At 68.6% G+C, this 26,147-nt stretch carries 27 protein-coding genes; 3 read left to right on the top strand and 24 right to left on the bottom strand.

What is annotated here, in order from left to right:
* Positions 1 to 125: 125 nt before the first annotated feature.
* On the bottom strand, positions 126 to 1,769 hold the full coding sequence (locus L0984_RS13375) for an FAD-dependent monooxygenase (protein ID WP_234194097.1): 1,644 nt from the start codon (positions 1,767 to 1,769) through the stop codon (positions 126 to 128).
* A 99-nt stretch (positions 1,770 to 1,868) separates the two neighbouring features.
* Between L0984_RS13375 and L0984_RS13370 the strand changes: the two genes are divergently transcribed.
* Positions 1,869 to 2,768 carry a LysR family transcriptional regulator gene (locus L0984_RS13370; protein ID WP_234194094.1) on the top strand — a complete coding sequence of 300 codons (900 nt, stop codon included), beginning with the start codon at positions 1,869 to 1,871 and terminating at the stop codon, positions 2,766 to 2,768.
* Between the two features lie 168 nt (positions 2,769 to 2,936).
* A complete protein-coding gene (locus L0984_RS13365) occupies positions 2,937 to 3,908 on the top strand; it encodes a tripartite tricarboxylate transporter substrate binding protein (RefSeq protein ID WP_234194092.1) in 972 nt (323 codons plus the stop codon).
* A 32-nt stretch (positions 3,909 to 3,940) separates the two neighbouring features.
* Here the strand turns inward: L0984_RS13365 and fghA are convergent, their stop codons facing one another.
* From fghA to L0984_RS13345, 4 genes are all read right to left on the bottom strand, one after another.
* Entirely contained in the window at positions 3,941 to 4,777 is an 837-nt protein-coding gene (gene fghA, locus L0984_RS13360; RefSeq protein WP_234194091.1) for an S-formylglutathione hydrolase, read from the bottom strand.
* 13 nt (positions 4,778 to 4,790) lie between these two features.
* The gene (locus L0984_RS13355) at positions 4,791 to 5,903 is read right to left on the bottom strand and encodes an S-(hydroxymethyl)glutathione dehydrogenase/class III alcohol dehydrogenase (RefSeq protein WP_234194089.1); all 1,113 of its coding nucleotides are present in this window, start codon (positions 5,901 to 5,903) and stop codon (positions 4,791 to 4,793) included.
* 46 nt (positions 5,904 to 5,949) lie between these two features.
* The gene (locus L0984_RS13350; RefSeq protein WP_234194088.1) at positions 5,950 to 6,225 is read right to left on the bottom strand and encodes a metal/formaldehyde-sensitive transcriptional repressor; all 276 of its coding nucleotides are present in this window, start codon (positions 6,223 to 6,225) and stop codon (positions 5,950 to 5,952) included.
* A gap of 89 nt (positions 6,226 to 6,314) precedes the next feature.
* Positions 6,315 to 7,025 carry an ABC transporter ATP-binding protein gene (locus L0984_RS13345; RefSeq protein WP_234194086.1) on the bottom strand — a complete coding sequence of 237 codons (711 nt, stop codon included), beginning with the start codon at positions 7,023 to 7,025 and terminating at the stop codon, positions 6,315 to 6,317.
* Positions 7,026 to 7,046: 21 nt separating this feature from the next.
* On the opposite strand from L0984_RS13345, the gene L0984_RS13340 reads away from it, so the two are divergent.
* On the top strand, positions 7,047 to 7,700 hold the full coding sequence (locus L0984_RS13340) for an arylesterase (protein WP_370645993.1): 654 nt from the start codon (positions 7,047 to 7,049) through the stop codon (positions 7,698 to 7,700).
* Positions 7,701 to 7,727: 27 nt separating this feature from the next.
* Here the strand turns inward: L0984_RS13340 and L0984_RS13335 are convergent, their stop codons facing one another.
* From L0984_RS13335 to ndk, 19 genes are all read right to left on the bottom strand, one after another.
* Entirely contained in the window at positions 7,728 to 7,931 is a 204-nt protein-coding gene (locus tag L0984_RS13335; RefSeq protein WP_234194084.1) for a hypothetical protein, read from the bottom strand.
* A 131-nt stretch (positions 7,932 to 8,062) separates the two neighbouring features.
* Entirely contained in the window at positions 8,063 to 9,256 is a 1,194-nt protein-coding gene (locus tag L0984_RS13330; RefSeq protein ID WP_234194083.1) for a PLP-dependent transferase, read from the bottom strand.
* 21 nt (positions 9,257 to 9,277) lie between these two features.
* Positions 9,278 to 9,802, bottom strand: a complete 525-nt coding sequence (locus L0984_RS13325; protein ID WP_017760720.1) for a phosphoribosyltransferase — start codon at positions 9,800 to 9,802, stop codon at positions 9,278 to 9,280.
* A gap of 22 nt (positions 9,803 to 9,824) precedes the next feature.
* Positions 9,825 to 11,156 (bottom strand): adenylosuccinate synthase, encoded by a 1,332-nt coding sequence (locus tag L0984_RS13320; RefSeq protein WP_043114796.1) that lies wholly within the window; start codon positions 11,154 to 11,156, stop codon positions 9,825 to 9,827.
* 15 nt (positions 11,157 to 11,171) lie between these two features.
* Complete coding sequence (locus L0984_RS13315; protein WP_234194081.1) at positions 11,172 to 12,332, bottom strand: ATP phosphoribosyltransferase regulatory subunit; 1,161 nt, start codon at positions 12,330 to 12,332, stop codon at positions 11,172 to 11,174.
* Between the two features lie 119 nt (positions 12,333 to 12,451).
* Positions 12,452 to 12,640, bottom strand: a complete 189-nt coding sequence (locus L0984_RS13310; protein ID WP_234194080.1) for a DUF2065 domain-containing protein — start codon at positions 12,638 to 12,640, stop codon at positions 12,452 to 12,454.
* Entirely contained in the window at positions 12,640 to 13,539 is a 900-nt protein-coding gene (gene hflC, locus L0984_RS13305; RefSeq protein ID WP_234194079.1) for a protease modulator HflC, read from the bottom strand. The genes L0984_RS13310 and hflC overlap by 1 nt, the downstream gene beginning before the upstream one ends.
* 19 nt (positions 13,540 to 13,558) lie before the next feature.
* Positions 13,559 to 14,890: an FtsH protease activity modulator HflK gene (gene hflK / locus L0984_RS13300; RefSeq protein ID WP_234194077.1), complete on the bottom strand. Its 1,332-nt coding sequence runs from the start codon at positions 14,888 to 14,890 to the stop codon at positions 13,559 to 13,561.
* Positions 14,891 to 14,966: 76 nt separating this feature from the next.
* Positions 14,967 to 16,130, bottom strand: coding sequence for a GTPase HflX (hflX, locus tag L0984_RS13295; RefSeq protein ID WP_234194076.1), 1,164 nt, complete (start codon positions 16,128 to 16,130; stop codon positions 14,967 to 14,969).
* A gap of 61 nt (positions 16,131 to 16,191) precedes the next feature.
* Complete coding sequence (gene hfq, locus L0984_RS13290) at positions 16,192 to 16,434, bottom strand: RNA chaperone Hfq (protein ID WP_017760713.1); 243 nt, start codon at positions 16,432 to 16,434, stop codon at positions 16,192 to 16,194.
* Positions 16,435 to 16,568: 134 nt separating this feature from the next.
* On the bottom strand, positions 16,569 to 17,918 hold the full coding sequence (gene der, locus L0984_RS13285) for a ribosome biogenesis GTPase Der (protein WP_234194075.1): 1,350 nt from the start codon (positions 17,916 to 17,918) through the stop codon (positions 16,569 to 16,571).
* Positions 17,919 to 17,980: 62 nt separating this feature from the next.
* Positions 17,981 to 19,129, bottom strand: coding sequence for an outer membrane protein assembly factor BamB (gene bamB / locus L0984_RS13280; RefSeq protein WP_234194073.1), 1,149 nt, complete (start codon positions 19,127 to 19,129; stop codon positions 17,981 to 17,983).
* Between the two features lie 14 nt (positions 19,130 to 19,143).
* Complete coding sequence (locus L0984_RS13275; RefSeq protein ID WP_234194071.1) at positions 19,144 to 19,812, bottom strand: YfgM family protein; 669 nt, start codon at positions 19,810 to 19,812, stop codon at positions 19,144 to 19,146.
* Between the two features lie 8 nt (positions 19,813 to 19,820).
* Positions 19,821 to 21,119, bottom strand: a complete 1,299-nt coding sequence (gene hisS / locus L0984_RS13270) for a histidine--tRNA ligase (RefSeq protein ID WP_234194070.1) — start codon at positions 21,117 to 21,119, stop codon at positions 19,821 to 19,823.
* 16 nt (positions 21,120 to 21,135) lie between these two features.
* Positions 21,136 to 22,431: a flavodoxin-dependent (E)-4-hydroxy-3-methylbut-2-enyl-diphosphate synthase gene (gene ispG / locus L0984_RS13265; protein WP_234194068.1), complete on the bottom strand. Its 1,296-nt coding sequence runs from the start codon at positions 22,429 to 22,431 to the stop codon at positions 21,136 to 21,138.
* Between the two features lie 61 nt (positions 22,432 to 22,492).
* Positions 22,493 to 23,443: a helix-turn-helix domain-containing protein gene (locus tag L0984_RS13260; protein ID WP_234194067.1), complete on the bottom strand. Its 951-nt coding sequence runs from the start codon at positions 23,441 to 23,443 to the stop codon at positions 22,493 to 22,495.
* The gene (pilW, locus tag L0984_RS13255) at positions 23,418 to 24,269 is read right to left on the bottom strand and encodes a type IV pilus biogenesis/stability protein PilW (RefSeq protein WP_234194065.1); all 852 of its coding nucleotides are present in this window, start codon (positions 24,267 to 24,269) and stop codon (positions 23,418 to 23,420) included. The genes L0984_RS13260 and pilW overlap by 26 nt, the downstream gene beginning before the upstream one ends.
* The gene (gene rlmN / locus L0984_RS13250) at positions 24,266 to 25,504 is read right to left on the bottom strand and encodes a 23S rRNA (adenine(2503)-C(2))-methyltransferase RlmN (protein ID WP_234194058.1); all 1,239 of its coding nucleotides are present in this window, start codon (positions 25,502 to 25,504) and stop codon (positions 24,266 to 24,268) included. Before rlmN ends, pilW begins: the two co-directional genes overlap by 4 nt.
* Before the next feature lie 25 nt (positions 25,505 to 25,529).
* Positions 25,530 to 25,955: a nucleoside-diphosphate kinase gene (ndk, locus tag L0984_RS13245; protein ID WP_017759345.1), complete on the bottom strand. Its 426-nt coding sequence runs from the start codon at positions 25,953 to 25,955 to the stop codon at positions 25,530 to 25,532.
* Positions 25,956 to 26,147 lie beyond the last annotated feature (192 nt).

The following is a 26,147-nucleotide window of genomic DNA, read 5'->3' as shown; positions in this document are numbered from 1 at the left end:
GGCGAGGCGCTCTCCTCCGTACGCGCTGGCCCTGTCGGCCGACGCCGCATGGGCGTGACGGCCGAGGGCGCGGCCGCCTTGCCTGCGCCGCATGGACGGCGCGACGCGGCCGCTTCCCGCGCCGTTCAGGCGCCGGCGGCGCCGTTCCCCTTCGCCGTGTCCATCACCTGCTGCGCCTGCCCTGTGCTGGCGAGGCCGTCGCCGGCCCAGGCGACGAACTGGTCCGGCCGCACCAGGACCAGCGCGGCGCCGTAACGCTCGCGCTCGCCCTCTGCCGTGTCGCGAACCACGGTCAGGGGCAGCTTCGCCGCTGCCGCGGCCTCGACCATGGCCGCCACGTCATCGTCCGCTGCGCCGAAGGCGAGCAGCGTGTAGCCCTCGCCCAGCGCCTCGAACACATTGCGGCCGTCGTGCAAAGCGGCCGGCGCCAGGTGGTGGCCGGGGCGCGCCCGGAAGCTGTGGCTGCCCACCGCGCTGCACGGACCAGGCTCGGCGCCCGGGCCATGCAGCACGATCGGCGAGCCTTCGTAATGCGGCTCGAAGGACTGCACCTCGCCCACGGCACCGCTGCTGCGCGCGTTCCACGCCTGCTCGAAGGCGGCGGGGTCGCGGGCCGGATCGTGCGCGCGCAGGAAGTCGCGGTCGATCTCGATGGAGCGGGCGATGAAGTCGCGCGAGGTGGAGGCGAACACGGGCCGCCGCTCAGCGTCGTAGGAGTCGAGCAGCGCCTCGCCCCCCCAGCCCTGCAGCGTGGCGGCCAGCTTCCAGCCCAGGTTGCGGGCATCCTCGAAGCCGGTGTTGACGCCGTAGCCGCCGTAGGGCGGATGGCTGTGGGCCGCGTCGCCCGCAATGAAGACCGGGCCGGCGCGGTAGCGGTCGGCGATGGCGAAGCGCAGGTCCCAGAAGCCGATGTGCTGGAAGTCCACCTCGAACTCAGCGCCCACCGCCTCGTGGAGGTAGCGCTTGAAGTCGAAGTTGTCGCGCGTGGTGCCGGGCGGCACCGGCGCATGGAAGAACCAGGTGCTGCCCAGATCGACACGGCCGAAGAACTTCCAGTAGCCGTCCAGCTCGGGCTGCAGCACGTTGTAGTAGGACTTGCCGGGGTAGCGCGACAGCAACTGGTGCAGGCCCTCGGAGCGGAACACCAGCAGCACCATCATCCGGTCGTGGTCCGACAGGTTCTGCGTGATGCCGGCCTGGGCCCGGACCTTGGAGCGGCTGCCATCGCAGCCCACCAGGTAGCGCCCTTCGATGACGCGGCGGCCCTCGCCGCCCGTCTCGGCGACCTCGGCGTACACGGTGTCGTTGTCCACGCGCACGTCCTCGGCCGTCCAGCCGTAGAGCACGCGCACGGTGGGCAACTGGGCGGCACGCGCACGCAGCACCGCCTCGGTGGCGTATTGGGGAAGGCGCTCGTTGGCGGTGAAGTAGTAGGGCCGCACCAGTTCGCGCTGCAGCCAGTCGTAGTGGTAGGGGCTGAGCAGCGTGCCATGTGCCGTCAGGCCACCGATGCCGTACTCGGGCGGAATGGTGCGGGCCGCGCGCAGGGCCGCTTCTGCGCCCCAGAAATGGAAATGCTCCATCGTGCGCTGCGTCAGGTTCTGGCCCTTGGGAATGGGCTGCGGCTCGCGGTGGCGCTCCACCAGCGTGCAGTGGATGCCACGCTGGCCCAGCTCGATGGCCAGGCCGATGCCCACCGGGCCACCGCCGACGATGACGACCTGCGTCTTCTCGTGCGGAATGCCGGTGCTTGGGTTGTCTGCGGTCATGGTGTGCGGTCCCGATGTCATGTAGGCGATGGCGGTATTGGGCCGCAGCCCCGGGCATCAGACAAGTTTAGGTATGACATGCACTCATAAAATCGGCATATGAACCTGACCATGCGGCAGATCCGCGCCTTCCTGAGCGTCGCCCGGGCCGGCAGCTTCACCCGGGCCGCCGAGCGGGTGCACATGACCCAGGCCGGCCTCAGCATCCTGGTGCGCGAGGTCGAGAAGCAGCTGGGCGCCCGGCTCTTCGACCGCACCACGCGCGCCGTGCAGCTGACCGAGGCGGGCCGACGCTTCGCCGCCGTGGCGGAGAACGTGCTGCAGCAGCTGGACGATGCCGGCACCGAGGTCGGCGCCCTGGGCCAGCGCACGCGGCAGCAGTTGCGCATCGCAGCGACACCGCTGGTGTCCTCGCACCTGTTGCCGCAGATGCTCGCGCGCTTCAGCCAGGCCCAGCCCGAGGTGCGCATCCAGCTGATGGACAACGACCTGCAGGGCGTGCAGGCGCTGGTGGAGTCGGGCGCGGCGGACATCGGCCTGGGCTTCTTCTTCAAGGTGAGCGCGGGTCTGGTGCGGCGGCAGATCGCCGAATTCGCGCTGATGAAGGTCTCGCCGGCCGACGAGGCGCCCGCCGCGCTGGGCCGCAGCAACTGGACCTCGCTGCGCGGCACGCGGCTGATCACCCTGCCGACGGAGAACCCGATCCAGCGCAGCATCGACACCCACCTTCACCGCCTGGGCATCGTGCCCGCAGAGACGCAGCCCGTGAGCTTCATCGCCACCATGATCTCGATGGTGGAGGCCGGCTTCGGCAGCGCCGTCATCCCCACCTTCGCCGTCGCCGCCTGCCGGCGCCACCGCGTGGCCATGGAGGTGCTGGGCAGCCCGCAGCTCAAGCTGGGCTTCTACCGCGTGTCTCGACGCGGCGCGGCGCAGACGGCAGCAATGCAGGCCTTCGACGAGGTGCTGGTCGAGCTGCTGCCGACGATGTCGCGTTGAAGCCGCCGCGCGTGCCGCCGCATTCATTGCGGCGGCTAATCAATGCATGTGATTCCTGAATTTCACTTCATGGCAGACCGCTGGCCCAATAACACGGGTGCCCAGCCACCGCCTTGCGCTGGCGCAACCTGAGATTCGAACGCCGCGACCTGCGGCAGGAGTGGAGACATGAAGACGACGAAGTGGATGCGCTGGCTGCCCCTGGTGGCCGCCGCGATGACGGCCGCCGCCCCCGCCTGGGCCTGGCCCGACCGGCCCATCACGCTGGTGGTGCCCTACACGCCAGGCACGGGCATCGACATCGTGGCCCGCCAGCTGTCGGCCCGCCTGCCCAAGACCCTGGGCCAGCCGGTGGTGGTGGACAACGTGCCCGGCGCCAGCGGCAACATCGGCAGCGAGCGCGTCGCCCGCGCCGCGCCCGACGGCTACACGCTGCTGGTGCAGGTCAACACCCTGGTGATGAACAAGAGCCTGTACAAGTCGCTGCCCTATGACCCGGTCAACGACTTCGCGCCGGTGGCACTCACGTCGTGGGGCACGCTGCTGCTGGTGACCAATCCGCAGGTGCAGAAGGCCCAGACCGCCGCCGATCTGGTGGCGCAGGCCAAGGCCAAACCCGGCCAGCTGACCTACGGCACGCCCGGGGTGGGTACGCCGCATCACCTGTCGATGGCGCTGCTGACGCAGACCTCGGGCATCGACATGCTGCACGTGCCCTACAAGGGCACGGCGGGCGCCGTGACCGACCTGCTGGGGGGCCGGCTCGACGCCATGTTCCTGCCCGTGCATGTGGCCCTGCCGCACATCAAGGCCGGCAAGCTGCAGGCCCTGGCCGTGGGCAGCGACAAGCGGGTGCCGCAGCTGCCGCAGACGCCCACGTTGGCCGAGGCCGGTCTCAAGATGGGCAGCGTGGACATGTGGTACGGCGTGCTGGCACCCAAGGGCACGCCCCAGGCCGTCGTCGACCGGCTCAACCGCGAGATCGCCGACGTGCTCAAGCAGCCCGAGGTGGCCACCATCTTCGAGGCGCAGGGCATGGTGCCGGCGCATTCGACGCCCGCCGAGCTCGGCAAGCTGATCGCCAAGGACGCGACGCGCTGGGCCGAGGTGGTGCGCACCGGGAACATCACCGCCGAGTGATGCCGAGGGCGGCGCGAGCCGCCCCCTCTCCTTCAGGCGCTTTTCAGCGCCTTGGCGTGGTGCGCCACATGGTCGCCGATGAAGCTGGCGACGAAGTAGTAGCTGTGGTCGTAGCCTGGCTGCAGGCGCAGCGTGAGCGGATGGCCCGCAGCGTCGCAGGCCTTCTGCAGCAGCTCGGGCTTCAGTTGCCCGGCCAGGAATTCATCGCCCTCGCCCTGGTCCACCAGCAGCGGCAGGCGCTCGGTGGCGGTGCCGATCAGCGCGACCGCATCATGCGCCGCCCACGCGCTGCGGTCCTCACCCAGGTAGGCCGCGAAGGCCTTCTGGCCCCAGGGCACCTGCGTCGGCGCCACGATGGGCGAGAAGGCCGACACGCTCGCATAGCGGCCCGGGTGGCGCAGCGCCAGCGTCAGCGCGCCATGGCCGCCCATCGAATGGCCGGAGATGCCGCGCCGCGCGGTGGTGGCGAAGTGCTGCTCCACCAGCGCGGGCAGCTCCTGCACCACGTAGTCCTCCATGCGGAAATGCGGCGCCCACGGTGCCTGCGTCGCATTGAGGTAGAAGCCGGCGCCCTGCCCCAGGTCGTAGGCGGGGTCGTTGGCGATGGCCTCGCCGCGCGGGCTGGTGTCGGGCGCCACCAGGATCAGCCCATGCTGCGCCGCGTACTGCTGCGCGCCCGCCTTGGTGATGAAGTTCTGCTCGCTGCAGGTCAGGCCCGACAGCCAGTACAGCACCGGGCAGGCCTCGCCGGCCAGTGTGGCGGGCGGCAGGTAGACGCCCAGCTTCATCTCGCAGCCCAGCACCGCGCTGGCGTGCTTCCACACCTCCTGGCTGCCGCCGAAGCTGGCGTGGTGTTCGATGCGTTCCATCGTGTTCGCGCGCTCAGGCGTAGTGGACGACGGAGCGGATCGACTTGCCTTCGTGCATCAGGTCGAAGGCCTCGTTGATGCCCGTGAGCGGCATGGTGTGCGTGACGAAGGGCTCCAGCTGGATGCGGCCCGCCATCGCGTCCTCCACCATGCCCGGCAGCTGCGAGCGGCCCTTGACGCCGCCGAAGGCCGTGCCCAGCCACTTGCGGCCGGTGACCAGCTGGAAGGGCCGGGTCGAGATCTCCTGCCCCGCGCCCGCCACGCCGATGATCACCGACTGGCCCCAGCCGCGATGCGCGCATTCCAGCGCGGCCCGCATGACGTTGACGTTGCCGATGCATTCGAAGCTGTGGTCCACGCCCCAGGTCGTCATCTCCACGATCACCTGCTGGATCGGCTTGTCGAAGTCCTTGGGGTTGACGCAGTCGGTGGCGCCGAAGGTCCGCGCCAGGTCGAACTTGGAGGGGTTGGTGTCGATGGCGATGATGCGGCCGGCCTTGGCCAGCTTGGCGCCCTGGATCACGGCCAGGCCGATGCCGCCCAGGCCGAAGACGGCGACCGAATCGCCCTCTTGCACCTTGGCCGTGTTCTTGACGGCGCCCAGGCCGGTGGTCACGCCGCAGCCCAGCAGGCAGACCTGCTCCGGGTTGGCGTCGGGGCTGATCTTGGCCAGCGACACCTCGGCCACCACGGTGTACTCGCTGAAGGTGGAGCAGCCCATGTAGTGGTAGACCGGCTGGCCGTTGTAGCTGAAGCGGGTGGTGCCGTCGGGCATCACGCCCTTGCCCTGGGTGGCGCGCACGGCCACGCACAGGTTGGTCTTGCCGCTCTTGCAGAACAGGCATTCGCCGCATTCGGCGGTGTAGAGCGGAATGACATGGTCGCCGGGCTTGACGCTGGTGACGCCCTCGCCCACCTCGACCACGATGCCGGCGCCTTCATGCCCCAGCACGGCCGGGAACAGGCCTTCCGGATCGTCGCCGCTCAGCGTGAACGCGTCGGTGTGGCAGACGCCCGTGTGGGTGATCTTGACCAGCACCTCGCCCTTCTGGGGCGGGGCCACGTCGAGTTCGACGATCTGCAGGGGTTCTCCGGCCTTGAAGGCAACGGCGGCGCGGGATTTCATGGTCGGTTCTCCTGATGAATGGATGGATGTGGAAACGAAGACGGTCTCAGCGCAGGTAGCTGCGCACGATGCGCATCACCTGCTCGATCTCTGCCTGGGTATCGGCCGGCTTCTCGCCGGCGGCGCCGAAGGTTTCGCGAAGGTGGCTGTCGAGCACCTCGGCCATCAGGCCGGTGGCGGCGCCACGCAGGGCCGACAGCTGCTGCAGCAGCGCGCCGCAGTCGGTGCCGGCCTCCACCGCGCGCTCCAGCGCCTCGGTCTGGCCACGGATGCGGCGCAGGCGGGTGATGACGCGCTTCTTCTCTTCGGCGGAATGGGGCAAGATCGCTCCTTCGATACTCCCCGGGAGTATAGGAGCGGGACGGGGTTGGCGTCGAGCGGCAGCGCGCTGAATGCCCGCCGGCGGCGCGCTCAGGCGGCCATCGGCGCGGGCGTCGATTCGTCCTGCGCGACCCGGCCGGCGGCGATGGTGATGCGCCTCTCGCAGCGTTGCGCAATCGCGCGGTCGTGCGTCACCAGCAGCAGCGTCGTGCCCAGCTCGCGGTTGAGGTCGAACATGAGTTGCATCACCTGCTCGCCGGTGGCGAAATCCAGGCTGCCCGTGGGCTCGTCGGCCAGCAGCAGGCGCGGCTGCACCACGAAGGCACGCGCCAGCGCCACGCGCTGCTGCTCGCCGCCCGAGAGCAGCTTGGGATAGTGACCCAGGCGCTGCCCCAGTCCGACGCGGCCCAGCATCTCGGTGGCGGCGGCGCGGGCATCGCTACGGCCGGCGAGTTCGAGCGGCAGCATCACGTTCTCCAGCGCCGTCAGGTTGCCCAGCAACTGGAAGCTCTGGAACACGAAGCCGACCTGGCGTGCGCGCAGTGCGGCGCGGTCGTCCTCGTCCACCGCGAAGAGGTCCTCGCCCGCCAGCCTGACCGTGCCGCGGGTGGGAACGTCCAGCCCCGCGATGATCGACAGCAACGTGCTCTTGCCGGAGCCCGACGCACCCACGATCGCGGCGGTCTCCCGCGCGCCGAGGGTGAAATGGATGTCTTGCAGAATGTCCAGCGTGCCCGTGGAATCGGCGACGGACTTGTAGACGTGTTCGACGGCGACGATGGCTTCCACGGTGTTGGACATGAATTGGAAAGGACTCGCGTGCTGATTCGACGTCACTTTATCCTGCGCACCGCGCTGGCCCTGTCGGCGGCGGGCCCGTGGGGTCTTTCGGCCCTGGCGCAGCCGGCGCCGGCCAAGACACCCGTGATCCTGGTGGTCGGCGATTCACTGTCGGCCGAGTACGGCCTCAAGCGCGGCGAAGGCTGGGTGGCGCTGATGGAGAAGCGGCTGGCCGAGCAGAAGATCGCCGCCAAGGTCATCAACGCCAGCATCAGCGGCGACACGACCTCCGGCGGCCGGGCGAGATTGCCCGCCCTGCTGGCCCAGCACAAGCCCACGCATGTGATCCTGGAACTGGGCGCCAACGACGCCCTGCGGGGCCTGCCGCTGGCGTCGACCGAGGACAACCTGATGCAGATGGCCAAGGCCAGCCAGGCGGCCGGTGCCAAGGTGCTGGTGGTGGGGATTCAGGTGCCGCCCAACTACGGGACGGACTACACGCGGCGCTTCGGGGAGATCTTCGCCCGTGTGGGAAAGGCGACCCAGTCCGACGTGGTGCCCTTCCTGCTGAAGAACGTGGCGGACGGGCCGGATGCGGCTTCGATGTTCCAGGCGGACCGAATTCATCCGCTGGCCATCGCGCATCCGCGCATTCTCGAGAACGTCTGGCCCGCCGTGCGCAAGATGCTGCGCTGAAGGGGCGGGCCTGGCCGGCGAAGGGGCTCAGCCGTCCTTGGTGGGCGTCTCGGGCACGGTGGGCGCATCGTGCTCGAGCGAGGCGACATCCGTTTCGGGATCGCCAGGCGCGAGGCCCGGGCTGCTCGGGGGAATCTTGCGCTCTGCCTTGGCCCGCAGCTTCTCTTCCTTCTTCTGCCTCTTGGCCAGTTCCCGCTGTCTTTTCTCGTAACCGTAATTGGGTGTGGCCACGCGCACGCCTCCTTGTCGATGCCGCCGCCCCGGGGCTCGGGGCAGCCTCCGCCCCAATGTAAGCGATATCGCAGGACGTGCCTACGGCGCGCCGGGCGCGGGCGAGTCCGGCGCCGAAGCCGAGGCCTCGCTCAGAGCCGGGCGAGCGCCTGCGCCAGGTCGGCCTGCAGGTCCTCCACCCGCTCCAGCCCCACCGAGAAGCGCACCAGCGTGCCCTTGTGCGGCCAGCGGCTGACCGACGGATCGCGCATCAGGCCGATGTCGTAGGGCACGACGAGGCTGATGGGTCCGCCCCACGAGTAGCCCAGCTTGAACAGCTTCAGGCTGTCGCAGAAGCGGTCGATGGCCTCGACGGCAAAGCGGCCGTCGAAGACCACCGAGAAGAGTCCGGCTGCCAAGTCGCTGGCGCCGCACAGGGTCTGCCAGTGCCCATGGCCGGGCGAACCGGGCAGCGCCGGGTGCAGCACCTGCGCGATCTCCTCGCGCTCGCCCAGCCATGTGGCCAGGGTGCGTGCTGCGCGGTCGTGCGCGGCATAGCGCAGGTGCACACTCGGCAGCGCCCGCAGCAGCGTCTCTGCATCGTTGGCACCGACGCCGATGCCCAGGCGCATGTGCGTGAGCTTCAGTTTGAGGTGAAGCGCCTCGTCGCGCGTGACCACACTGCCCATCAGCACATCGCCACCGCCGCTCGGATACTTGGTGAGCGCATGGACGGAGATGTCCACGCCCTGCCCGTCGCCCACGAGGTCGAAGGGATTGAAGGCCAGCCCCGCACCCCAGGTGTTGTCGAGCGCACTGACCACGCCCCGCGCGCGGCAGGCGGCCACGAGCGCGGGCAGGTCCGGAAACTCCATCGTGACCGAGCCCGGCGCCTCGATCCAAACGAGACGGGTGCGTTCGGAAATCCTGGCGGCGAGGTCCGAGGGATCCATCGCGTCATAGAGGCGGTGCGTGATGCCGTAGTTGGCCAGTTCGCCGGTGGCCAGGGCCTTGTTCGGGCCGTAGGCGTTGTCGGGGATCAGCACCTCGTCGCCACGACCGAGCAGCGACAGCGCCACCAACGAGATCGCCGCCAGCCCGCTGGGCGCCAGCAGGCACTGGCTGCCGCCTTCGAGGGCGGCCAGCCGTTCCTCGAGCAGGAAGGTGGTGGGGGTGCCGTGCAGGCCGTAGGTGTAGCCGGCCTTGCTCTTCCAGTCGCGCGCACGCATCGCGGCGACGTTGGGGAAGAAGACCGTCGAGGCCTTGAAGATGCCCGGCTGTGGGGCTTCGAAACTCGACGGGGGAAGGTAGGGGTGGTGGATCAGTTCGGTGGCAGATGCGCTCATGCCACCGATGCTAGCCCCTCTTCAGACGGACCACTTCTTGAGCAGCTTCTCCGGTCGCATCGTGTCGTAGCCCTCGAAGGGCTGGTGGATCCAGGGATTGGTCTCCAGGTACTCCACCGAGTAGTCGGGCGTGAACACCGACAGCTGCTTGGTCCAGAGCACCGCGCTGCGCAGCTCGGTGATGGGGGCGTACTTCGTGCGCAGCAGTTCCACCACGGCCTGCAGCGTGTGGCCGGAATCGGCCAGGTCGTCCACCAGCAGCACGCGGCCGGCGATCTCGCCCTTGGGTGTGGTGATGTAGTGGGCGATGTCCAGGTGGCCCTGGATGGTGCCGCCTTCGGAGCGGTACGAACTGGTGGACATGATGGCCAGCGGCTTGTCGAAGATGCGCGACAGCACATCGCCGGGCCGCATGCCGCCGCGGGCCAGGCACAGGATGTTGTCGAACTCCCAGCCGGACTGGTGGATCTTGAGCGCGAGCTTCTCGATGAGGTTGTGGTACTCGTCGTAGCTGACGTACAGGTGCTTGCCGTCTTCGGTCAACATGGGTCGTGGGCTCCGGGCGGGTTCAATCGGCGAGGTAGGGGTGGCGCATCATGATCGTGTGGTCGCGATCGGGGCTGGTCGAGATCATGGCGATGGGCACGCCCGTCACCTGCTCGATGCGCTGCAGGTACAGCCGGGCATTGACCGGCAGCTTGTCGTACTGCGTCACGCCCACGGTGCTGTCGGACCAGCCTTCCATCGTCTCGTACACCGGCACGCAGCGCTCGATCTCGTCGGCACCCAGCGGCAGGATGTCGATGTGCTCGCCGTCCAGTTCGTAGCCGGTGCACAGCTTGAGTTCCTCGATGCCGTCCAGCACGTCCAGCTTGGTGATGCACAGGCCCGACAGGCCATTGACCTGGGCCGAGCGCTTGAGCAGCGCGGCGTCGAACCAGCCGCAGCGGCGCGAACGGCCGGTGGTCACGCCCTTCTCGGCGCCCACGGTCGACAGGTGGTAGCCCACGGTGCCCGGCTTTTCCCAGTCCAGCTCGGTGGGGAACGGGCCGCCGCCCACGCGGGTGCAGTAGGCCTTGGTGATGCCGAGCACGTAGTGCAGCATGCCCGGGCCGACGCCCGAGCCCGCCGCAGCGTTGCCGGCCACGCAGTTGCTCGAGGTGACGTACGGATAGGTGCCGTGGTCCACGTCCAGCAGCGTGCCCTGCGCGCCTTCGAACAGCAGGTTGGCGCCGTTGCGGTGGGCCTCGTTCAGTTCTCGCGACACGTCGGCGATCATGGGCTTGAGCACCTCGGCGTGCTTCATCGCCTCGCTGTAGACAGCATCGAAGTCGATGGGCTCGGCACCCAGTACCTGCGTCAGCACATGGTTGTGCAGGTCGAGCAGCACGCGCAGCTTCTGCGCGAAGCGCTCGGGGTGCTTCAAGTCCTGCACGCGCAGCGCGCGGCGGGCGATCTTGTCTTCATAGGCCGGGCCGATGCCGCGGCCGGTGGTCCCGATCTTCTCGATGCCGCCCTTTTCGCGATAAGCCTCGCGCGCCACGTCCAGCGCGGCGTGGAAGGGCAGGATCAGCGGGCAGGCCTCGGACACGCGCAGGCGCGAACGCACCTCCACCCCCGCCTTCTCCAGCCCTTCGATCTCTTCGAACAGCTTGGCGCAGGACAGCACCACGCCGTTGCCGATGTAGCAGGTCACGCCCGGGCGCATGATGCCGCTGGGGATGAGGTGCAGCGCCGTCTTGACGCCGTTGATGACCAGCGTGTGGCCTGCGTTGTGGCCGCCCTGGAAGCGCACCACACCCTGGGCGCTTTCCGTCAGCCAGTCGACCAGCTTGCCCTTGCCCTCGTCGCCCCACTGGGTGCCGACGACGACCACGTTACGTCCGGTTGTCACGCTCATGAATGTTCTCGTTGATCAGATGGCTTGCACTTCCCACCGGCCGCCAACGCAGTTCAGCGTACGGTCGCAATGGAATTCGTCGATTTCGCTCTCATGGCCCGGCAGCACGCAGACCACCGTCTCGCCACCGGCGCGCAGCGCCGCAATGGCATTGCGCAGGCCGGCGTCGGTGTCGCTCCAGGGTGCACGGATGGCCGCGCGCAGCGGTGGCCGCGGCACCACGGCCACCAGGCTGCGCACATCCAGGCTGAAGCCCACGGCTGGCCGGTTGCGGCCGAAGACCGCACCCACCTCGTCATAACGGCCGCCCCGCGCCAGCGAGTCGTTGGCGCCGTCAGCGTAGATCGCAAACCGGGCACCGCTGTAGTAGGCATAGCCCTGAAGGTCGGCCAAGTCGAAGCTCACGCGGGTGGTGCCCAGTTCGGCCAATTGGGCCGACAGCCAGCGCAGGCCCGCCACGGCCGACAGGGCGTCAGGGAAGGCAGCCAGGACGCGTTCGGCTTCGTCCAGCACCTGGCGATCGCCATACAGTTCGGGCAGGACGCGCAGCGCATCGCGCACAGGCGCCGGGAATCCGCGTGTGAGTTCGGCCAGCGTGCTCGCGTCCTTGGCGGCCAGGGCCGCATGCACGCGCTCCAGGACGTCGCGGGGCGCCTGGGCGCCGGCCAGCAGGGCTCGCACGATGCGCACGTCCGCCAGATCCACGAGCGCATCGCGCACATCCGCCGCACGCAGCGTGGCAAGGGCGAGTTCGAGTGCTTCGAGGTCGGCCTCGCGGCCGGCGTGGCCGTAGATCTCGGCACCGAACTGCAGCGGCTCGCGGGTGGCGTTGGGACCGTCGGGCCGCGCATGCAGCACCGGTCCGCAGTAGCACAGCCGTGCCACGCCCTCGCGATTGAGCAGGTGCGCATCGATGCGGGCGACCTGCGGCGTGGTGTCGGCACGCAGGCCCATGCTGCGGCCGGAGAGCTGGTCGACGAGCTTGAAGGTCTGCAGGTCCAGCGCCTCGCCGGTGCCCGAGAGCAGCGATTCCAGATGCTCGATGAGCGGCGGCATCACCAGCTCGTAGCCATAGCTGCGGGCGGTGTCGAGGAGTTGGCGTCGGAGTTCTTCGATGTGGCGTGCCTCGGAGGGCAGCACATCGGCAATGTGATCCGGGAGGACCCAGGCGGACATGGCGTGTAGGCCGTGGTTAAAACAGGATTCTAACGGCCCTCGACAACGCCCCGGAGACGGCCGCGGCGGGCCGTCGCCTCAAGGACGCACGTGGAAGGCCTTCGGCAAGACGAAGGCGTTCAGCTCGCCAGCCAGAAGAGCAGCAGGCCGACGGCCACGCTGCACAGGGCGAAGAAGCGCAACTGGCCGTCGCGCAGCTGGAGCAGCTGGCTGAACGCGCGGCGCCAGCCACCCGGCGAGAGCAGCGGAAACAGCCCCTCGATCACCAGCACGAGCGCCAGCGCCTGCCAGAGGCTGTCGCCGCTCATCAGCGCTGGGGCGAGGTGGTGCTGCCGCTGCTGCGCATCGCGCGGAAGAAGTCGGTGGAGGCCGGATCCACCACCAGCACGTCGCTCTTCTTGTTGAAGCTCTGCTTGTAGGCTTCAAGGCTGCGGTAGAACTGCGCGAACTGCGGATCGCGCCCGAAGGCATCGGCATAGGCGGAAGCCGCCTGTGCATCGCCCTCGCCCTTGATCTTCTGGGCGTCGCGGTAGGCGTTGGCCACCGTGACCTCGCGCTGGCGGTCGGCGTCGGCGCGGATCTTCTCGCCCTCGGCCTGGCCGGTCGAACGCAGCTCGTTGGCCACGCGCTTGCGCTCGGCCTCCATGCGGCGGTAGACCGACTCGGTGATGGCCTCGACGTAGTCGATGCGCGTCACCCGCACGTCGACGATGTCGATGCCCCAGGCGTTGCCGCCCTGCACCACGCTCAACACCTCGCGGCGAACGTCGTTCATCACGTCCTCGCGACGCGCAGAGATCAGGTCGCGCACGGTGCGCTTGTTGATGTTCTCTTGGAACGCGTTGCGCACCACGCGGTTGAGCTGCACGGCGCCCGCGCTCTCGTCCAGTCCCACGTTGCGGATGTAGGCCGACGGATCGACGATGCGCCAGCGCACGTACCAGTCGATCACCACGCGCTGTTTCTCGGCCGTCAGCATGGGCTCGGTGTCCATGCTGGAGAGCGTCAGCAGGCGCTTGTCGATGTACGACACGTTCTGCACCGGCGGCGGCAGCTTGAACTTGAGGCCCGGCTCGGTGATGACTTCCTTGATCTGGCCCAGCTGATAGACCACGCCGAACTGGCGCTGGTCGACCACGAAGAGCATGGAGCTGGCGAGCACCAGCAGGATGAGCAGCGAGGCGCCGATGAATCCGATTCTGTTCATGTTCTTGTTCTCCCCGGTTTCAGCGGACGTCGCGTTCGCGCGAACGAGCGTCGCGGGCGCGCGAGTCGCCCGAGGGCGCGACCGGGATGGCCGAGGATTGGGGTGCGGCGGTGCCGGCCACCGCAGGCGGTGCGCCGTCGGCCGGCGCGGCCGTGTTCTGCGATCCGCCCTGCTGCATCAACTTGTCCAGCGGCAGGTACAGCAGGTTCGAGCCCTGGCGGCTTTCGACCAGCACCTTGCTGGTGTTGGCATAGATCTGCTGCATGGTGTCGGTGTACATGCGGTCACGCGTGACCTGCGGCGCCTTCTGGTACTCGGCCAGCACTTGGCCGAAGCGTTGCGCATCGCCCTGGGCCTGCGCTGCGACACGGGCCTTGTACGCCTCGGCTTCTTCCTTCAGGCGCGAAGCCGTACCGACGGCACGCGGCACCACGTCATTGGCATAGGCCTGGGCCTCATTCTTCGCGCGCTCGCGCTCCTGGCCGGCCTTGAGCACATCGTCGAAGGCGGCCTGCACCTGCTCGGGCGGACGCACGCCGCCCTGCTGCAGGTTGATACCAACGACTTCCACGCCCACCTTGTAGCGGTCGAGGATGGTCTGCATCAGCTGGCGCACCCGCGGCGATATCTGGTCGCGCTCCTCGGCGAGGGCGGCGTCCATCTTCATCTTGCCCACGACCTCGCGTACGGCCGTCTCGGCCACCTGCACCACGGTCTCGGACGGGCTCTTGCTTTCGAACAGCCAGGCCCGTGCGTCGGACAGGCGGTACTGCACGGCGAACTTGATCTCGACGATGTTCTCGTCCTCGGTCAGCATGGCCGACTCGCGCAGGCCGGTCGAACGCACGATGGCGTCACGACCGACATCGGCCGAACGGATCTGCGTGACCACCACGATCTCGTGGCGCTGGATCGGATACGGAAGGCGCCAGTTGAAGCCGGCCCCCACGGTCTGCTTGTAGCGACCGAACTGGGTGATCACCGCCTGCTGGCCTTCGTTGACGATGAAGAAGCCGGTGCCCAGCCAGATCAGCAACGCGACGCCGATGACGGCACCGATGCCGAAGCCCGCATTCTTCATGTCGGGCTTGCCGCCGCCGAAATTGGGCGGACGCGGACCACCGCCATTGCCGCCGCGACCGCCGAACAGGCCGCCGAGCTTGCGATTGAAGTCGCGCCAGAGCTCGTCGAGATCCGGCGGCCCCTGGTTGGGTCCCGGATTCCTCGGACGGGGGTTGGAAGGCGGCACGGGCGGCTCGCCCTCGGGCCGGCTCGTGGACGGGCGGTCGCCCTCGGAGGAGGACGACGCATCGTCGCCCCGACCCCAACGGCCATCGTTCAGGTTGAACATTCCCTGAACCCGTCTCCACACAGGCATTGACTTCATTCGGTGATTAGGTGTGATTGGCGCGGGCTATTGTGCCCAATCAGTGCTCGGCACTCTGCAATTCGGACTGCGACCATGGGGTGATCGCGGCCGCTTCGGCACGCTGGGCCAGCGCCTCGCGCAGCGCGGGCAGGCCCTCGCCCGTGTGGGCACTCACGAAGAGGCGCGGGACGGCCTGGCCATCCAGCTCCATTTCATCGGCCAGCTTGAGCGGACGCCGCTCCTCGGGCAGGGCGTCCAGTTTGTTGAAGACCAGCAGTTGCGGCACGTCGGTCGCGCCGATGTCGACCAGCACCTGCTGCACCTCCGCAATCTGCTCGGGATGGTGAGGATTGGCCGCGTCCACCACATGCAGCAGTAGATCGGCATCGACCGCTTCCTGCAGCGTGGCCTTGAAGGCATCCACCAGGCCGTGGGGCAGCTCGCGGATGAACCCCACCGTGTCCGAGATCGACACGCGCCGACCCACATCGCCGAGGTAAAGATGACGGGTGGTCGTGTCCAGCGTGGCGAAGAGCTGGTCGGCTGCATAGGCACGCGCCTTGACCAGCGCGTTGAACAGCGAGGACTTGCCGGCGTTCGTGTAGCCCACCAGGGAGATGTTGAAGGTGTCGCGCCGCTCGCGTTGCCGGCGCTGCGTACCGCGCTGCTTCTGCACCTTGGCGAGGCGCTCGCGGGTCCGCTTGATCGACGAATCGATCATCCGGCGGTCGAGTTCGATCTGCTTCTCACCGGGGCCGCCGCGCACGCCGGCACCGCCGGTCTGGCGCTCCAGGTGGGACCAGCGCCGCACGAGGCGCGTGCTGAGGTATTGCAGGCGGGCCAGCTCGACCTGCAGCTTGCCTTCATGGCTGCGCGCGCGCTGCGCGAAGATCTCGAGGATGAGGAAGGTGCGGTCGTAGACGGCTACGCCCAGTTCGCGTTCGAGGTTGCGTTGCTGCGCGGGCGACAAGGCCTGATCGAAGATCACCTCGCTCGCACGGTGCATCAGGGCGAGTTCGCGGATCTCTTCCGCCTTGCCACTGCCGACGAAGAGTGCGGCATCGGGCGCCTTGCGCTTGCAGCTCAGGCGGGCAACAGGGTCGAGCCCGGCGGTCTGGGCGAGAAGGCCGAGCTCTTCGAGCTCGCCATCGAAATGGGGAAGGCCAAAGTCGACGCCGACCAGGACGGCCGCGCCTTCTTGGCGGGGGATGGATTCAGACAAATGCGGGGGAGCCTGATGCATGGTGGACGGGTTGACGGTTCGCCAACCCGTCCCATGCCGCTCAGGCGCTGGCGTCGCTCTCGGTGACCGAGAAGTTGACGGCCCGGCCGGGCACGATGGTCGAGATGGCGTGCTTGTAGACCATTTGCGTCACCGTGTTGCGAAGCAGCACGACGTACTGGTCGAAAGACTCGATCTGACCTTGCAGCTTGATGCCGTTGACCAGGTAGATCGAGACAGGAACATGCTCGCGGCGCAGCGTGTTCAGGAACGGGTCTTGTAGAAGTTGCCCTTTGTTGCTCACGATATTCTCCGTGTTCAGAAGAAGAGTTGTTGGACCGGGCACCTTAACACAGGGTTTCCGCACTGCAACATTCGCGTGCGAAAGCCGTCGTAAAAAGAGCGGCTACTGCCCGGAGGGGACGCCATGATGACGGATCACGACCCGTCCTTGTCGGCATAGGGGTTATGCGAAGTCTTGAACTCGATGCGCAGCGGCGTGCCGATCAGGTCGAACTCCTTGCGGAAGCGCGTCTCCAGGAATCGGCGGTAGCTGTCGCTCACATGCTCGAGCGAATTCCCGTGGATGACGATCACCGGTGGATTCATGCCGCCCTGGTGCGCATAGCGCAACTTGGGCCGGTACATGCCGCTCTTCTTGGGCGCCTGGAACTGCACCGACTCCAGCAGCACACGCGTGAGCACGGGCGTTGCCATCTTGCGCGTGGCCGAACGGTGGGCCTGGATGATCGACTGCCACACCGGCCCCACGCCCAGCCGCTTCTTCGCGGAGATGAAATGCAGGGCCGCGAACTTGAGAAACGGCAGTCGGTTCTCGATCTGCCGCTGCAGCTGCTCGCGCTGGTAGCTGTCGACGGCGTCCCACTTGTTGACGGCAATGACCACGGCCCGTCCCGCTTCAAGGATGAAGCCGGCGATGTGCGCATCCTGGTCGGTGACGCCCTGCGTGGCATCGATCAGCAGCAGCACCACGTTGGCCGACTCGATGGCCTGCAGCGTCTTGACCACCGAGAACTTCTCGATGGCCTCGAACACGCGCCCCTTGCGGCGCAGGCCGGCGGTATCGATCAGCTCGAAGCGCTGCCCATTGCGCTCCAGAGGCACCGAGATGGCGTCGCGCGTGGTGCCCGGCATGTCGAAGGCCACCAGTCGCTCTTCGCCGAGCCAAGTGTTGATCAGCGTCGATTTACCCACATTGGGGCGGCCCGCCACCGCAAGACGGATGGGGCGCACGCCCTCCTCGTCCTGCGCATCGGCGTCGTCCTCCTCGACGGGCGGCAGCATGTCGAGGGCCAGATCGACCAGCGTGCGCACGCCCTGGCCGTGTGCCGACGAGACGGCATGCACATCCCCAAGGCCCAGTTCGTAGAACTCGGCCAGGCGTCCGCTGTCCTTCATGCCCTCGGCCTTGTTGGCCGCGAGGACGCAGGGCTTGCCGAGCCGGCGCAGTTCGCCGGCGATGTCGTGATCCTGGGCCGACAGGCCCTCGCGCGCATCCACGACGAAGACGATCACATCGGCCTCGGCCACGGCCTGCCGCGTCTGCTTGGCCATCTCCTGGTAGATGCCGCTGCCGGCATCGGGCTCGAAGCCGCCGGTGTCGATGACGATGAACTCGCGCGGCCCCGCCCGGCCACTGCCGTAGTGCCGGTCACGGGTCAGGCCGGCAAAGTCGGCCACGATGGCGTCGCGCGTGCCCGTCAGGCGGTTGAACAGGGTCGACTTGCCGACGTTGGGGCGCCCTACGAGCGCGAGAACCGGCTTCATGCAAACCTTCGTTCAGAGCGGATCATTGAAAAAACGGCCGGCAGGCGCCGGCCATGCGGGAATCAGTCGGGCCGGTAGCCGAACACGCCGCCGTTGCGGGTGACGATCACGACCGTGTCGGCAGCAACCGTCGGTGCGGCAGCCACGGCAGAACCGTCGGGCACCAGACGGTTGAGCACGGCGCCATCCTGGCGCGAGAGGAAGTGCACGGTGCCCGTGTCCTCGCCGATGACCAGGGTGCGGCCCACGGCCAGCGGGGCCGTCAGGTTACGCAGGCGCAGGCGCTCCATCGTCCAGGCGCGCTGACCGTCGGCGCGACGCCAAGCCTGGACGGTGCCGTTGCTTTCCACGCCATATACCAGGGTGTCGTCGCCGGAGACGCCTTCGGAGCCGACGGCCGGCTGGGTCCACGCCAGCGTACCGCGCTGGGCATCCACGCAGCCGACGGCGGCGTAGTAGGCCCGCGCACAGATGCTGTCGCCGACACGGCTGACGGTGCCGGTCAGGTCGACCAGCCGTTCCACATCGTTGGTCCCACGGGGGGACGCGACAGGCACCTCCCAGCGCGAGTTGCCATTGGCCGGGTTCATGCCCACCAGCCGTGCCCCGATGCCGGTGACCAGCGTGTCTCCGAAAGGCAGCAGCACGCCCGGCTTGCGCAGCACCAGGGAATCGGCGCCGGCCCGGCTCTGTTGCCAGAGGCGACGGCCGCTCTGGCCGTCGAAAGCCGCGGTGGTGCGATCGGCCGTCTGCACGAAGACCCGGCGGCCAGCCACCAGCGGCGGCGTGAAGGTCTCGGCGGGAAGGCGCTCCTTCCAGATGACCTTGCCGGCCTCGATCGCAACGAGTTCGTTGTTGCGGGTCACGACCGCGGCGAGCTGGCCGTCGCTACCCACGCCTGCCGACAGCGGTGCGCCCACCTGGGTGCGCCACAGTTCGCGACCCTGGCGGGCGTCGATGGCCACCACGGTGCCGTCCGACGCTGCCACGGTCACGCGGTCGCCGCTGACCGCCGCACGCAGCGGAAAGCTCACCGCCGGCATCTTGACGCTCCAGGCCTGGCTCACGCCGAGCGTGGCCGGATTCGCCGGCAGCTCCTCCGGCTTCAGCTTGGGCGCGCCAGAGCAAGCGGCCAGCGCTGCCACGAGGAGGCCGGCACAGGTGGCCCGCAGTGCGGAGACAGTGGACGTGGAAAGCTTCGACAGGGTCATGAATCGGATCCGTTTCAGGAAGTGGCCTTGGCCGAGAGCGAAGCCGGGTCGACGCCCACGGCGTTGAGCTTGACCTCCACCAGCCTGCGATAAGCCGCGTCCTGGGCCAGGGCGGCCCATGCCTTCTTGTATTCGGCCTGCGCCTCGTTGCGCTTGCCCTGCGCCAGCAGCACATCGCCACGGCGGTCGGCCACCAGGCCCTTGAACTCTTCAGGGAAGCTGCCGTCGAGCTGCTTGAGGGCCTCGTCGTAGGCCTTGGTCTCCATCAGCGCTGCAGCCAGGCGCAGCCTTGCGACAGCGCGATAGCCGGGATCGCTGCCCTTGTCCGCCACCCAGGTCAGCGCCGTGCGGCTGGCATCGGCCTGGCCCTTGTCGGCCAGCGTCTTGCTGGCCAGCAGGCCCGCCTGCTGGGCATAGACGGTGCCGCCGAAGCGGCTGGTCATGTCGTCGAAAGCCCGCTGGACCTTGGCCGGATCGCCGGCCTGCGCGGCGCGATCGAGCTCGTCGTAAAGCGCGGCGGCCTGCGTGGACTGGCGCTGCTGCCAGTACTGCCAGCCGTTCCAGCCCAGCACTGCCACCGCGGCCAGGATCACGACACCGGTGATCAGATTGCCGTAGAGATTCCAGAAGTGCTTGAGGCGGTCGAGCTGTTCCTGCTCTTCGAGATCGAGATGGGTCGCCATACGGAGGGTCAGTCTTGGGAAGCGGCGGATTGTAGGCTGGGGGCCCAGGCGGCCACGTCGTCGAGCGGACGCGCGATCTGGGCGCCCGTGCCGTCGCGCAAGGATTTCACGGTGACCTCGCCACGGGCCAGTTCATCGGCGCCGAAGATGAGCGCAAACCGCGCGCCGCTGGCATCGGCCCGCTTGAACTGCGACTTGAAACTGCCCTGGCCATCGGGCCCGGCCGCATGCATCTGCACCTGCACGCCTAGCGCCCGCAGCTGGGTCAAGGTACGCAGGACGACCGGCATGGCCGCGGCGTCGGGCACCACGGCGAACACGTCCGCGGCCGGTGCCGGAAAAGCGGCGCCCTGCTCTTCCAGCAGCGCCAGCACGCGCTCCACGCCCATCGCCCAGCCCACGGCCGGCGCGGGCTTCCCGCCGATCTGAGCGATGAGATCGTCATAGCGGCCGCCGGCGCACACCGTGCCCTGGGCACCCAGACGATCGGTGACGAACTCGAACACCGACAGGTTGTAGTAGTCCAGGCCGCGCACCAGCCGCGGGTTGATGGTGTAGGCGATGCCGTTGGCATCGAGGATGGCGCGCAGGCCATCGAAGTGCGCCAGCGAGGCCTCGCCCAGGAAGTCGAGCAGCTTCGGCGCGGCCTCGACCACTTCTTTCATCGCCGGATTCTTGGTGTCCAGGATGCGCAGCGGATTGCTGTGCAGGCGGCGCTTCCCGTCCTCGTCCAGCTTGTCGGCATGCTGCTCGAAGTGGGCAATGAGCTGGGCGCGGTGTGCGGCGCGCTCGGCCGGCTGGCCCAGGCTGTTGATCTCGAGCCGCACGTCCGTGAGACCCAGCGCCTTCCACAGCGAAGCGGCCAGCAGGATGAGCTCGGCATCGACGTCGGGGCCGGCGAAGCCCAGCGCCTCGGCACCGATCTGGTGGAACTGCCGGTAGCGACCACGCTGCGGCCGCTCATGGCGGAACATGGGACCGGTGTACCAGAGCCGCTTCGGGCCGTCGTAGAGGAACGAATGCTCGGTCACGGCACGCACCACGCTGGCGGTGTTCTCGGGACGCAATGTCAGGTGCTCGCCATTGAGCCGGTCCTCGAAGGAGTACATCTCCTTCTCGACGATGTCGGTCACCTCGCCGATGCCGCGCACGAACAGCGCGGTGTGCTCCAGGATCGGGGTGCGGATGTTGCGGTAGGCATGGCGCGCCATCTGTTCGCGCACGATGCCTTCGAGCCATTCCCAGCGCGCCGATTCCGGCGGCAGGATGTCATTCATGCCTTTGACGGCACTGATCTTTTCAGCCATGGGTGACGGGGGTCGATCAGGCGCTTGCGGTGGCGGTGGCCTGGCCGAAGCGCTTCTCGATGTAGTTTTCGACGATCTGGTGGAATTCGGCGGCGATGTTCTCGCCGCGCAGGGTCAGCGCCTTCTCGCCGTCGATGAAGACGGGCGCGGCCGGCGCCTCCCCGGTGCCGGGCAGGCTGATGCCGATGTCGGCGTGCTTGCTCTCGCCCGGGCCGTTCACGATGCAGCCCATGACGGCCACCTTCAGCCCCTCGACGCCCGGGTAGCGGTTGCGCCAGACGGGCATCTGCATGCGCAGGTAGTCGTCGATCTGCTTGGCCAGCTCCTGGAAGGTGGTACTGGTGGTGCGGCCGCAGCCGGGGCAGGCGGTGACGCTGGGCACGAAGACGCGCAGGCCCAGGGCCTGCAGGATCTCGGCGGCGATCACCACCTCCTGCGTGCGGGCCTCGCCCGGCTGCGGCGTCAGGCTCACACGGATGGTGTCGCCGATGCCCTCCTGCAGCAGGATCGACAGCGCCGTGGCCGAGGCCACCGTGCCCTTGGTGGCCATGCCGGCCTCGGTCAGGCCCAGGTGCAGCGCATAGTCGCAGCGACGGGCCAGTTCGCGGTAGACCGAGATCAGGTCCTGCACGCCGCTCACCTTGCAGCTGAGGATGATCTGGTCGCCGTTCATGCCCATCGATTCGGCCAGGCGGGCGGAGTCGATGGCCGAGCTGACAAGCGCCTCGTACATCACGGCCTTGGCGTCCCAGGGCTGGGCGCGGCGGCTGTTGGCGTCCATCAGGCCGGCCAGCAGCTCCTGGTCCAGGCTGCCCCAGTTGACGCCGATGCGCACCACCTTGTTCCAGCGCATGGCGGCTTCGATCATCTGGCCGAACTGGCGGTCCTTCTTGTCGCCCTTGCCCACGTTGCCGGGGTTGATGCGGTACTTGGACAGCGCCTCGGCACACGCCGGGAACTCGGTCAGCAGCCGGTGGCCGTTGTAGTGGAAGTCGCCCACCAGCGGCACGTCGACGCCCATGCGGTCGAGCTGCTCGCGGATGTAGGGCACCTGGGCCGCGGCCTCGGGCGTGTTGACGGTGATGCGGACCATCTCGGAGCCGGCCTGCGCCAGCTCCTTGACCTGGATGGCGGTGCCGATGGCGTCCACCGTGTCGGTGTTGGTCATGGACTGCACGCGCACCGGCGCGTCGCCGCCCACCGTGACCACGCGCGGGCCCCAGACCACGCGGGCCTGTCGCGAGCGGCGCCCTGCCGGCGAGGCCGCCGCAATGGGCAAGGCGGCGGGGTCGAGGATGCGGTCGAAGCTCATCGTGCGGACTCCTGCGCGAAGACAGCCCGGAGGCTGCCGCGCGAACGGCGCAGGCGCCGGTTCACGGCGCCTCCGCCTTGACTTCGAAGCGGGCGACGCCACCGCCCCGGGCGATGGGCGTCAGGTCGAAAGGCTTGCCGTGCACCAATACGTCCACCGCGGACGCGCGACCAATGATCACTGCCAGCGGCAGCTTGCCGGAGAGCGCCAGCGTCTCGCCGTTGGCCAGCGTGCGCTGCTGCAGCAACCGGCCGCCCGCCTCGGACACCGACACCCAGGCCTCGCCCTTGGCCGTGATCTGGATCGCCTCCGACGACACAGGCGCGGCCGCTGGAACAGGAGCGGCGGCCGGCGCTTCGGCGACCGCTGGCTGCGACGCCGCGGTCGCCGGCACAGGCGCCGCCGGCGCGGCTTGCCCGGTGGCCGCAACCTCAGGCGTCCCGCCGGCCGGTGCGTCCGTCGTGGTGGTGGATTCGCCCTGCGCGGATGGCGAGCGCCCGCCCTGCGGGGCCAGGGCCGCCGTCACCTTGTCGATGGCGCTCTGCGGCACCCAGAACAGCAAGGCCGCCGCACCCAGCAGCAGCGCCACCACGGCGATCAATGGGCGCGACAGGCCCGGCGTCGTCCGCCCGAGTCCCGCATTGCGATGCGAGGTGGACTTGATGGCGCCGCCGACCGCACGGTCGGATTCGGCGAGCGAGGCCCGGGGCGCACCCGGCAGGCGCGCCAGCACCGGTGCAGGATCGACGCGCAAGGCGCGGCAGACGCTGGCCGCCAGGGCGCGCGCGAACACGGGATCGGGCAGGAGCGCCAGGTCGTCGGCCTCCAGCGCGGCGAGCTTCTGGACGGGCACCTTCAGCGCCGCGGCGACAACCTCGAGATGGAGGCCGTGCATCTCGCGCGCCTCCCGCAGCAATTGCCCTGCAGTCGGCTGGGCCGGGTTGGATGCCGGGGCGCCGCCCTGGACGGCCGCGTCGCTCGCCTGATCAGTCATTGAAATTTCCACGCTCATAGGCCAGCGTCTCGCGCGCGTCCGGGAACCGGCGGCGCAGCTGCATTCCCAGTTGGGAGACCGCCTCCGCATTGCCGAGCCGGCGCTCGATGCGCATGCCGAGCCAGAGCGACTCTGCATTCGCGGACGGGCCGTTGTTCACGCGCCGGATGTAGAACTGGGCGCGCACGTCGTCGCGGCGCTGGTAGAGCAGCAGCGCCAGGTTGTAGCCGACCACTGGGTTGGCACTGTCGAGCTCGTAGGCCTGCATCAGCGAGCGCTGCGCCCCTGCGCTGTCGCCGGCCTGCATCTGGCACACGCCCTGAGTCATCCAGGTGCGTGCCGCGTCGCGGTAGCCCGGCACGGCCAGGGCAGCGCCAAAACGCTGGACGGCGTCGGCATAGCGCTTCTGCTGGCACATCAGCCAGCCGTAGTTGTGCAGCGCGTCGCCGTCACGCGGGTTGAGCGCCACCGCCCGGCGGAAGCTGTCCTCGGCCTGCGCCGGATCGTCCAGGCGCATGTAGACCAGGCCGCGCAGGTTGTACGCCGCCCCCAGCGACGGATCGGCCGCCAGGGCATTGCCGATCTCTTCGAGCGCGACCTGATTCTGGCCCTGCTCGAAGTAGCCGAGCGCCAGTTGCAGGCGCAGTTGCGCCCTGCGCTTGGCCTGCACGGCCGGATCGACCGGCTCCACCTGCAGCGGCGCGTTGCCCGCCGGCGGCGGCGGCGTCACCACCGCCGGCGCCGTGCTCTTGCACGCCGAAACCAGTGCCGCCATGCAGAGCACCGGAACGAGCGCCAGAAGACGCCCCTGGGCGGAACGGAAGCGCGGCCAGCGCAGGCTCATCGTGCGGCTTCTCCAACGGGCTGCCGGTCCGGCGGCGACGACTCGGCCTTGCGCATCATCACGACGCGCCGCTCGGCCATGCGCTCGGCCGCCCGGGTGCGATCCTTGACGTCACCGGCCAACTGGCCGCAGGCGGCGTCGATGTCGTCGCCCCGCGTCTTGCGCACCGTGGTGACGATGCCCGCGTCGGCCAGCAGGCGCGCAAAGGCCTGCACGCGCGGCGCGGGCGAGCGCAGCAGGCCGGAAGCCGGGAAGGGATTGAAGGGGATCAGGTTGAACTTGCAGGAGACGCCACTCGTGCGCACCAGCTCGATCAACTGACGGGCATGCTCGGGCTGGTCGTTGACGCCATCCAGCATGCAGTATTCGAAGGTGATGAAGTCGCGCGGGGCGGGCTCCAGGTAGCGCTTGCAGGCGCTCATGAGCTCGGCCAGCGGGTACTTCCGGTTCAGCGGCACCAGGTCGTCGCGCAGCGCGTCGTTGGGTGCATGCAGCGACACGGCCAGGGCCACGGGGCAGTCGGTGCCCAGGCGGTCCATCATGGGCACCACGCCCGAGGTGGACACGGTCACGCGTCGGCGCGACAAACCGTAGGCGTTGTCGTCCAGCATGGTCCGCAGCGCCGGCACCAGTGCACCGTAGTTCTGCAGCGGCTCGCCCATGCCCATCATCACCACGTTGGAGATGACCCGCTCGTCGCGGCCCAGGTGCCGACGCAGGAAATGCTCGGCGAACCAGAGCTGCGCGACGATCTCGCCCGTGCTCAGGTTGCGGCTGAAACCCTGGTGGCCCGTCGAACAGAAACGGCAGCCCACGGCACAGCCGGCCTGCGATGACACGCACAGCGTGCCCCGTTCGAGAACCGACGGCGCCCCGCCGCCGCCGGCGGCCGCGCCCCGCGAGAGCGATACGTCGCCCTGGGTCGGCCCGGCGTCGCCGTACTCGGGAATGAACACGGCCTCGACGGCATCGCCATTGCCGACATCGAACAGCCACTTGATGGTGCCGTCGGCCGACTCCTGCTGCGTCAGCACGGGCAGGCCGGTGACGGTGGCGCAGCCGGCCAGTTTGCCGCGCAGCGACTTTGCCAGATCGCTCATCTGCTCGAAGTCGCTGGCGCCACGCTGGTGGATCCAGCGGAACAGTTGCGTGGCGCGAAAACGCTTTTCGCCCAGGCCCTCGCAGAACGCGGCCAGCCCTTCCAGATCGAGATCGAGCAGGTTGGTGGCAGTCATGGCGCGGGCCCGGGCTGTCTCAGCCTCAGCGGCTGTAGACGTTCATCGAGGGGAAGAAGAAGGCGACTTCGTTGGCCGCCGTCTCGGGGGCGTCGGAGCCGTGCACGGCGTTGGCGTCGATGCTCTCGGCGAAGTCAGCGCGGATGGTGCCGGCAGCGGCCTTCTTGGGGTCGGTGGCGCCCATCAGGTCGCGGTTCTTGGCGATGGCGTCTTCGCCTTCCAGGACCTGCACGAACACCGGGCCGGAGATCATGAAGTCGACCAGGTCCTTGAAGAAGGGACGCTCCTTGTGCACGCCGTAGAACTGCTCGGCTTCGGCGCGCGACAGGTGCACCAGCTTGGCGGCGGCGATCTTCAGGCCGGCGGCCTCGAAACGGGAGACGATCTTGCCGATCACGTTCTTGGCGACGGCGTCGGGCTTGATGATGGACAGGGTGCGTTCGATGGCCATGGGTTTTTTTCTCTGAGGTTGAATGGAGGAAACACGTTTGCCAGAGGTTCCCGCGCAGTGCGGAACGGGAGACCACACTCCCGGCCACGATGGGCGCCTCTCGGCAAAGCTCTCGATTTTATCCGCGCGTCAGGGTTGCCACGCAGTGTTCGAAGGTATTACTTCAACAAAGCCGGGCGACAGCCTTGTGAA

The organism is Pseudacidovorax sp. NFM-22 (assembly GCF_021401245.1).
Taxonomy (GTDB): Bacteria; Pseudomonadota; Gammaproteobacteria; order Burkholderiales; family Burkholderiaceae_C; genus Xenophilus.
The sequence above is the reverse complement of the archived record's forward strand: the minus strand, read 5'-3'. Positions and strand labels throughout refer to the sequence as shown.

What these genes read in the sequence shown, in the direction of transcription:
- L0984_RS13375 (WP_234194097.1), bottom strand. Translation starts at nt 1,769, where the DNA reads ATGACCGCAGACAACCCAAGCACCGGCATTCCGCACGAGAAGACGCAG.
- L0984_RS13370 (WP_234194094.1), top strand. Translation starts at nt 1,869, where the DNA reads ATGAACCTGACCATGCGGCAGATCCGCGCCTTCCTGAGCGTCGCCCGG.
- L0984_RS13365 (WP_234194092.1), top strand. Translation starts at nt 2,937, where the DNA reads ATGAAGACGACGAAGTGGATGCGCTGGCTGCCCCTGGTGGCCGCCGCG.
- fghA (WP_234194091.1), bottom strand. Translation starts at nt 4,777, where the DNA reads ATGGAACGCATCGAACACCACGCCAGCTTCGGCGGCAGCCAGGAGGTG.
- L0984_RS13355 (WP_234194089.1), bottom strand. Translation starts at nt 5,903, where the DNA reads ATGAAATCCCGCGCCGCCGTTGCCTTCAAGGCCGGAGAACCCCTGCAG.
- L0984_RS13345 (WP_234194086.1), bottom strand. Translation starts at nt 7,025, where the DNA reads ATGTCCAACACCGTGGAAGCCATCGTCGCCGTCGAACACGTCTACAAG.
- L0984_RS13330 (WP_234194083.1), bottom strand. Translation starts at nt 9,256, where the DNA reads ATGAGCGCATCTGCCACCGAACTGATCCACCACCCCTACCTTCCCCCG.
- L0984_RS13325 (WP_017760720.1), bottom strand. Translation starts at nt 9,802, where the DNA reads ATGTTGACCGAAGACGGCAAGCACCTGTACGTCAGCTACGACGAGTAC.
- L0984_RS13320 (WP_043114796.1), bottom strand. Translation starts at nt 11,156, where the DNA reads ATGAGCGTGACAACCGGACGTAACGTGGTCGTCGTCGGCACCCAGTGG.
- L0984_RS13315 (WP_234194081.1), bottom strand. Translation starts at nt 12,332, where the DNA reads ATGTCCGCCTGGGTCCTCCCGGATCACATTGCCGATGTGCTGCCCTCC.
- L0984_RS13310 (WP_234194080.1), bottom strand. Translation starts at nt 12,640, where the DNA reads ATGAGCGGCGACAGCCTCTGGCAGGCGCTGGCGCTCGTGCTGGTGATC.
- hflC (WP_234194079.1), bottom strand. Translation starts at nt 13,539, where the DNA reads ATGAACAGAATCGGATTCATCGGCGCCTCGCTGCTCATCCTGCTGGTG.
- hflK (WP_234194077.1), bottom strand. Translation starts at nt 14,890, where the DNA reads ATGTTCAACCTGAACGATGGCCGTTGGGGTCGGGGCGACGATGCGTCG.
- der (WP_234194075.1), bottom strand. Translation starts at nt 17,918, where the DNA reads ATGAAGCCGGTTCTCGCGCTCGTAGGGCGCCCCAACGTCGGCAAGTCG.
- bamB (WP_234194073.1), bottom strand. Translation starts at nt 19,129, where the DNA reads ATGACCCTGTCGAAGCTTTCCACGTCCACTGTCTCCGCACTGCGGGCC.
- L0984_RS13275 (WP_234194071.1), bottom strand. Translation starts at nt 19,812, where the DNA reads ATGGCGACCCATCTCGATCTCGAAGAGCAGGAACAGCTCGACCGCCTC.
- hisS (WP_234194070.1), bottom strand. Translation starts at nt 21,119, where the DNA reads ATGGCTGAAAAGATCAGTGCCGTCAAAGGCATGAATGACATCCTGCCG.
- ispG (WP_234194068.1), bottom strand. Translation starts at nt 22,431, where the DNA reads ATGAGCTTCGACCGCATCCTCGACCCCGCCGCCTTGCCCATTGCGGCG.
- L0984_RS13260 (WP_234194067.1), bottom strand. Translation starts at nt 23,443, where the DNA reads ATGAGCGTGGAAATTTCAATGACTGATCAGGCGAGCGACGCGGCCGTC.
- pilW (WP_234194065.1), bottom strand. Translation starts at nt 24,269, where the DNA reads ATGAGCCTGCGCTGGCCGCGCTTCCGTTCCGCCCAGGGGCGTCTTCTG.
- rlmN (WP_234194058.1), bottom strand. Translation starts at nt 25,504, where the DNA reads ATGACTGCCACCAACCTGCTCGATCTCGATCTGGAAGGGCTGGCCGCG.
- ndk (WP_017759345.1), bottom strand. Translation starts at nt 25,955, where the DNA reads ATGGCCATCGAACGCACCCTGTCCATCATCAAGCCCGACGCCGTCGCC.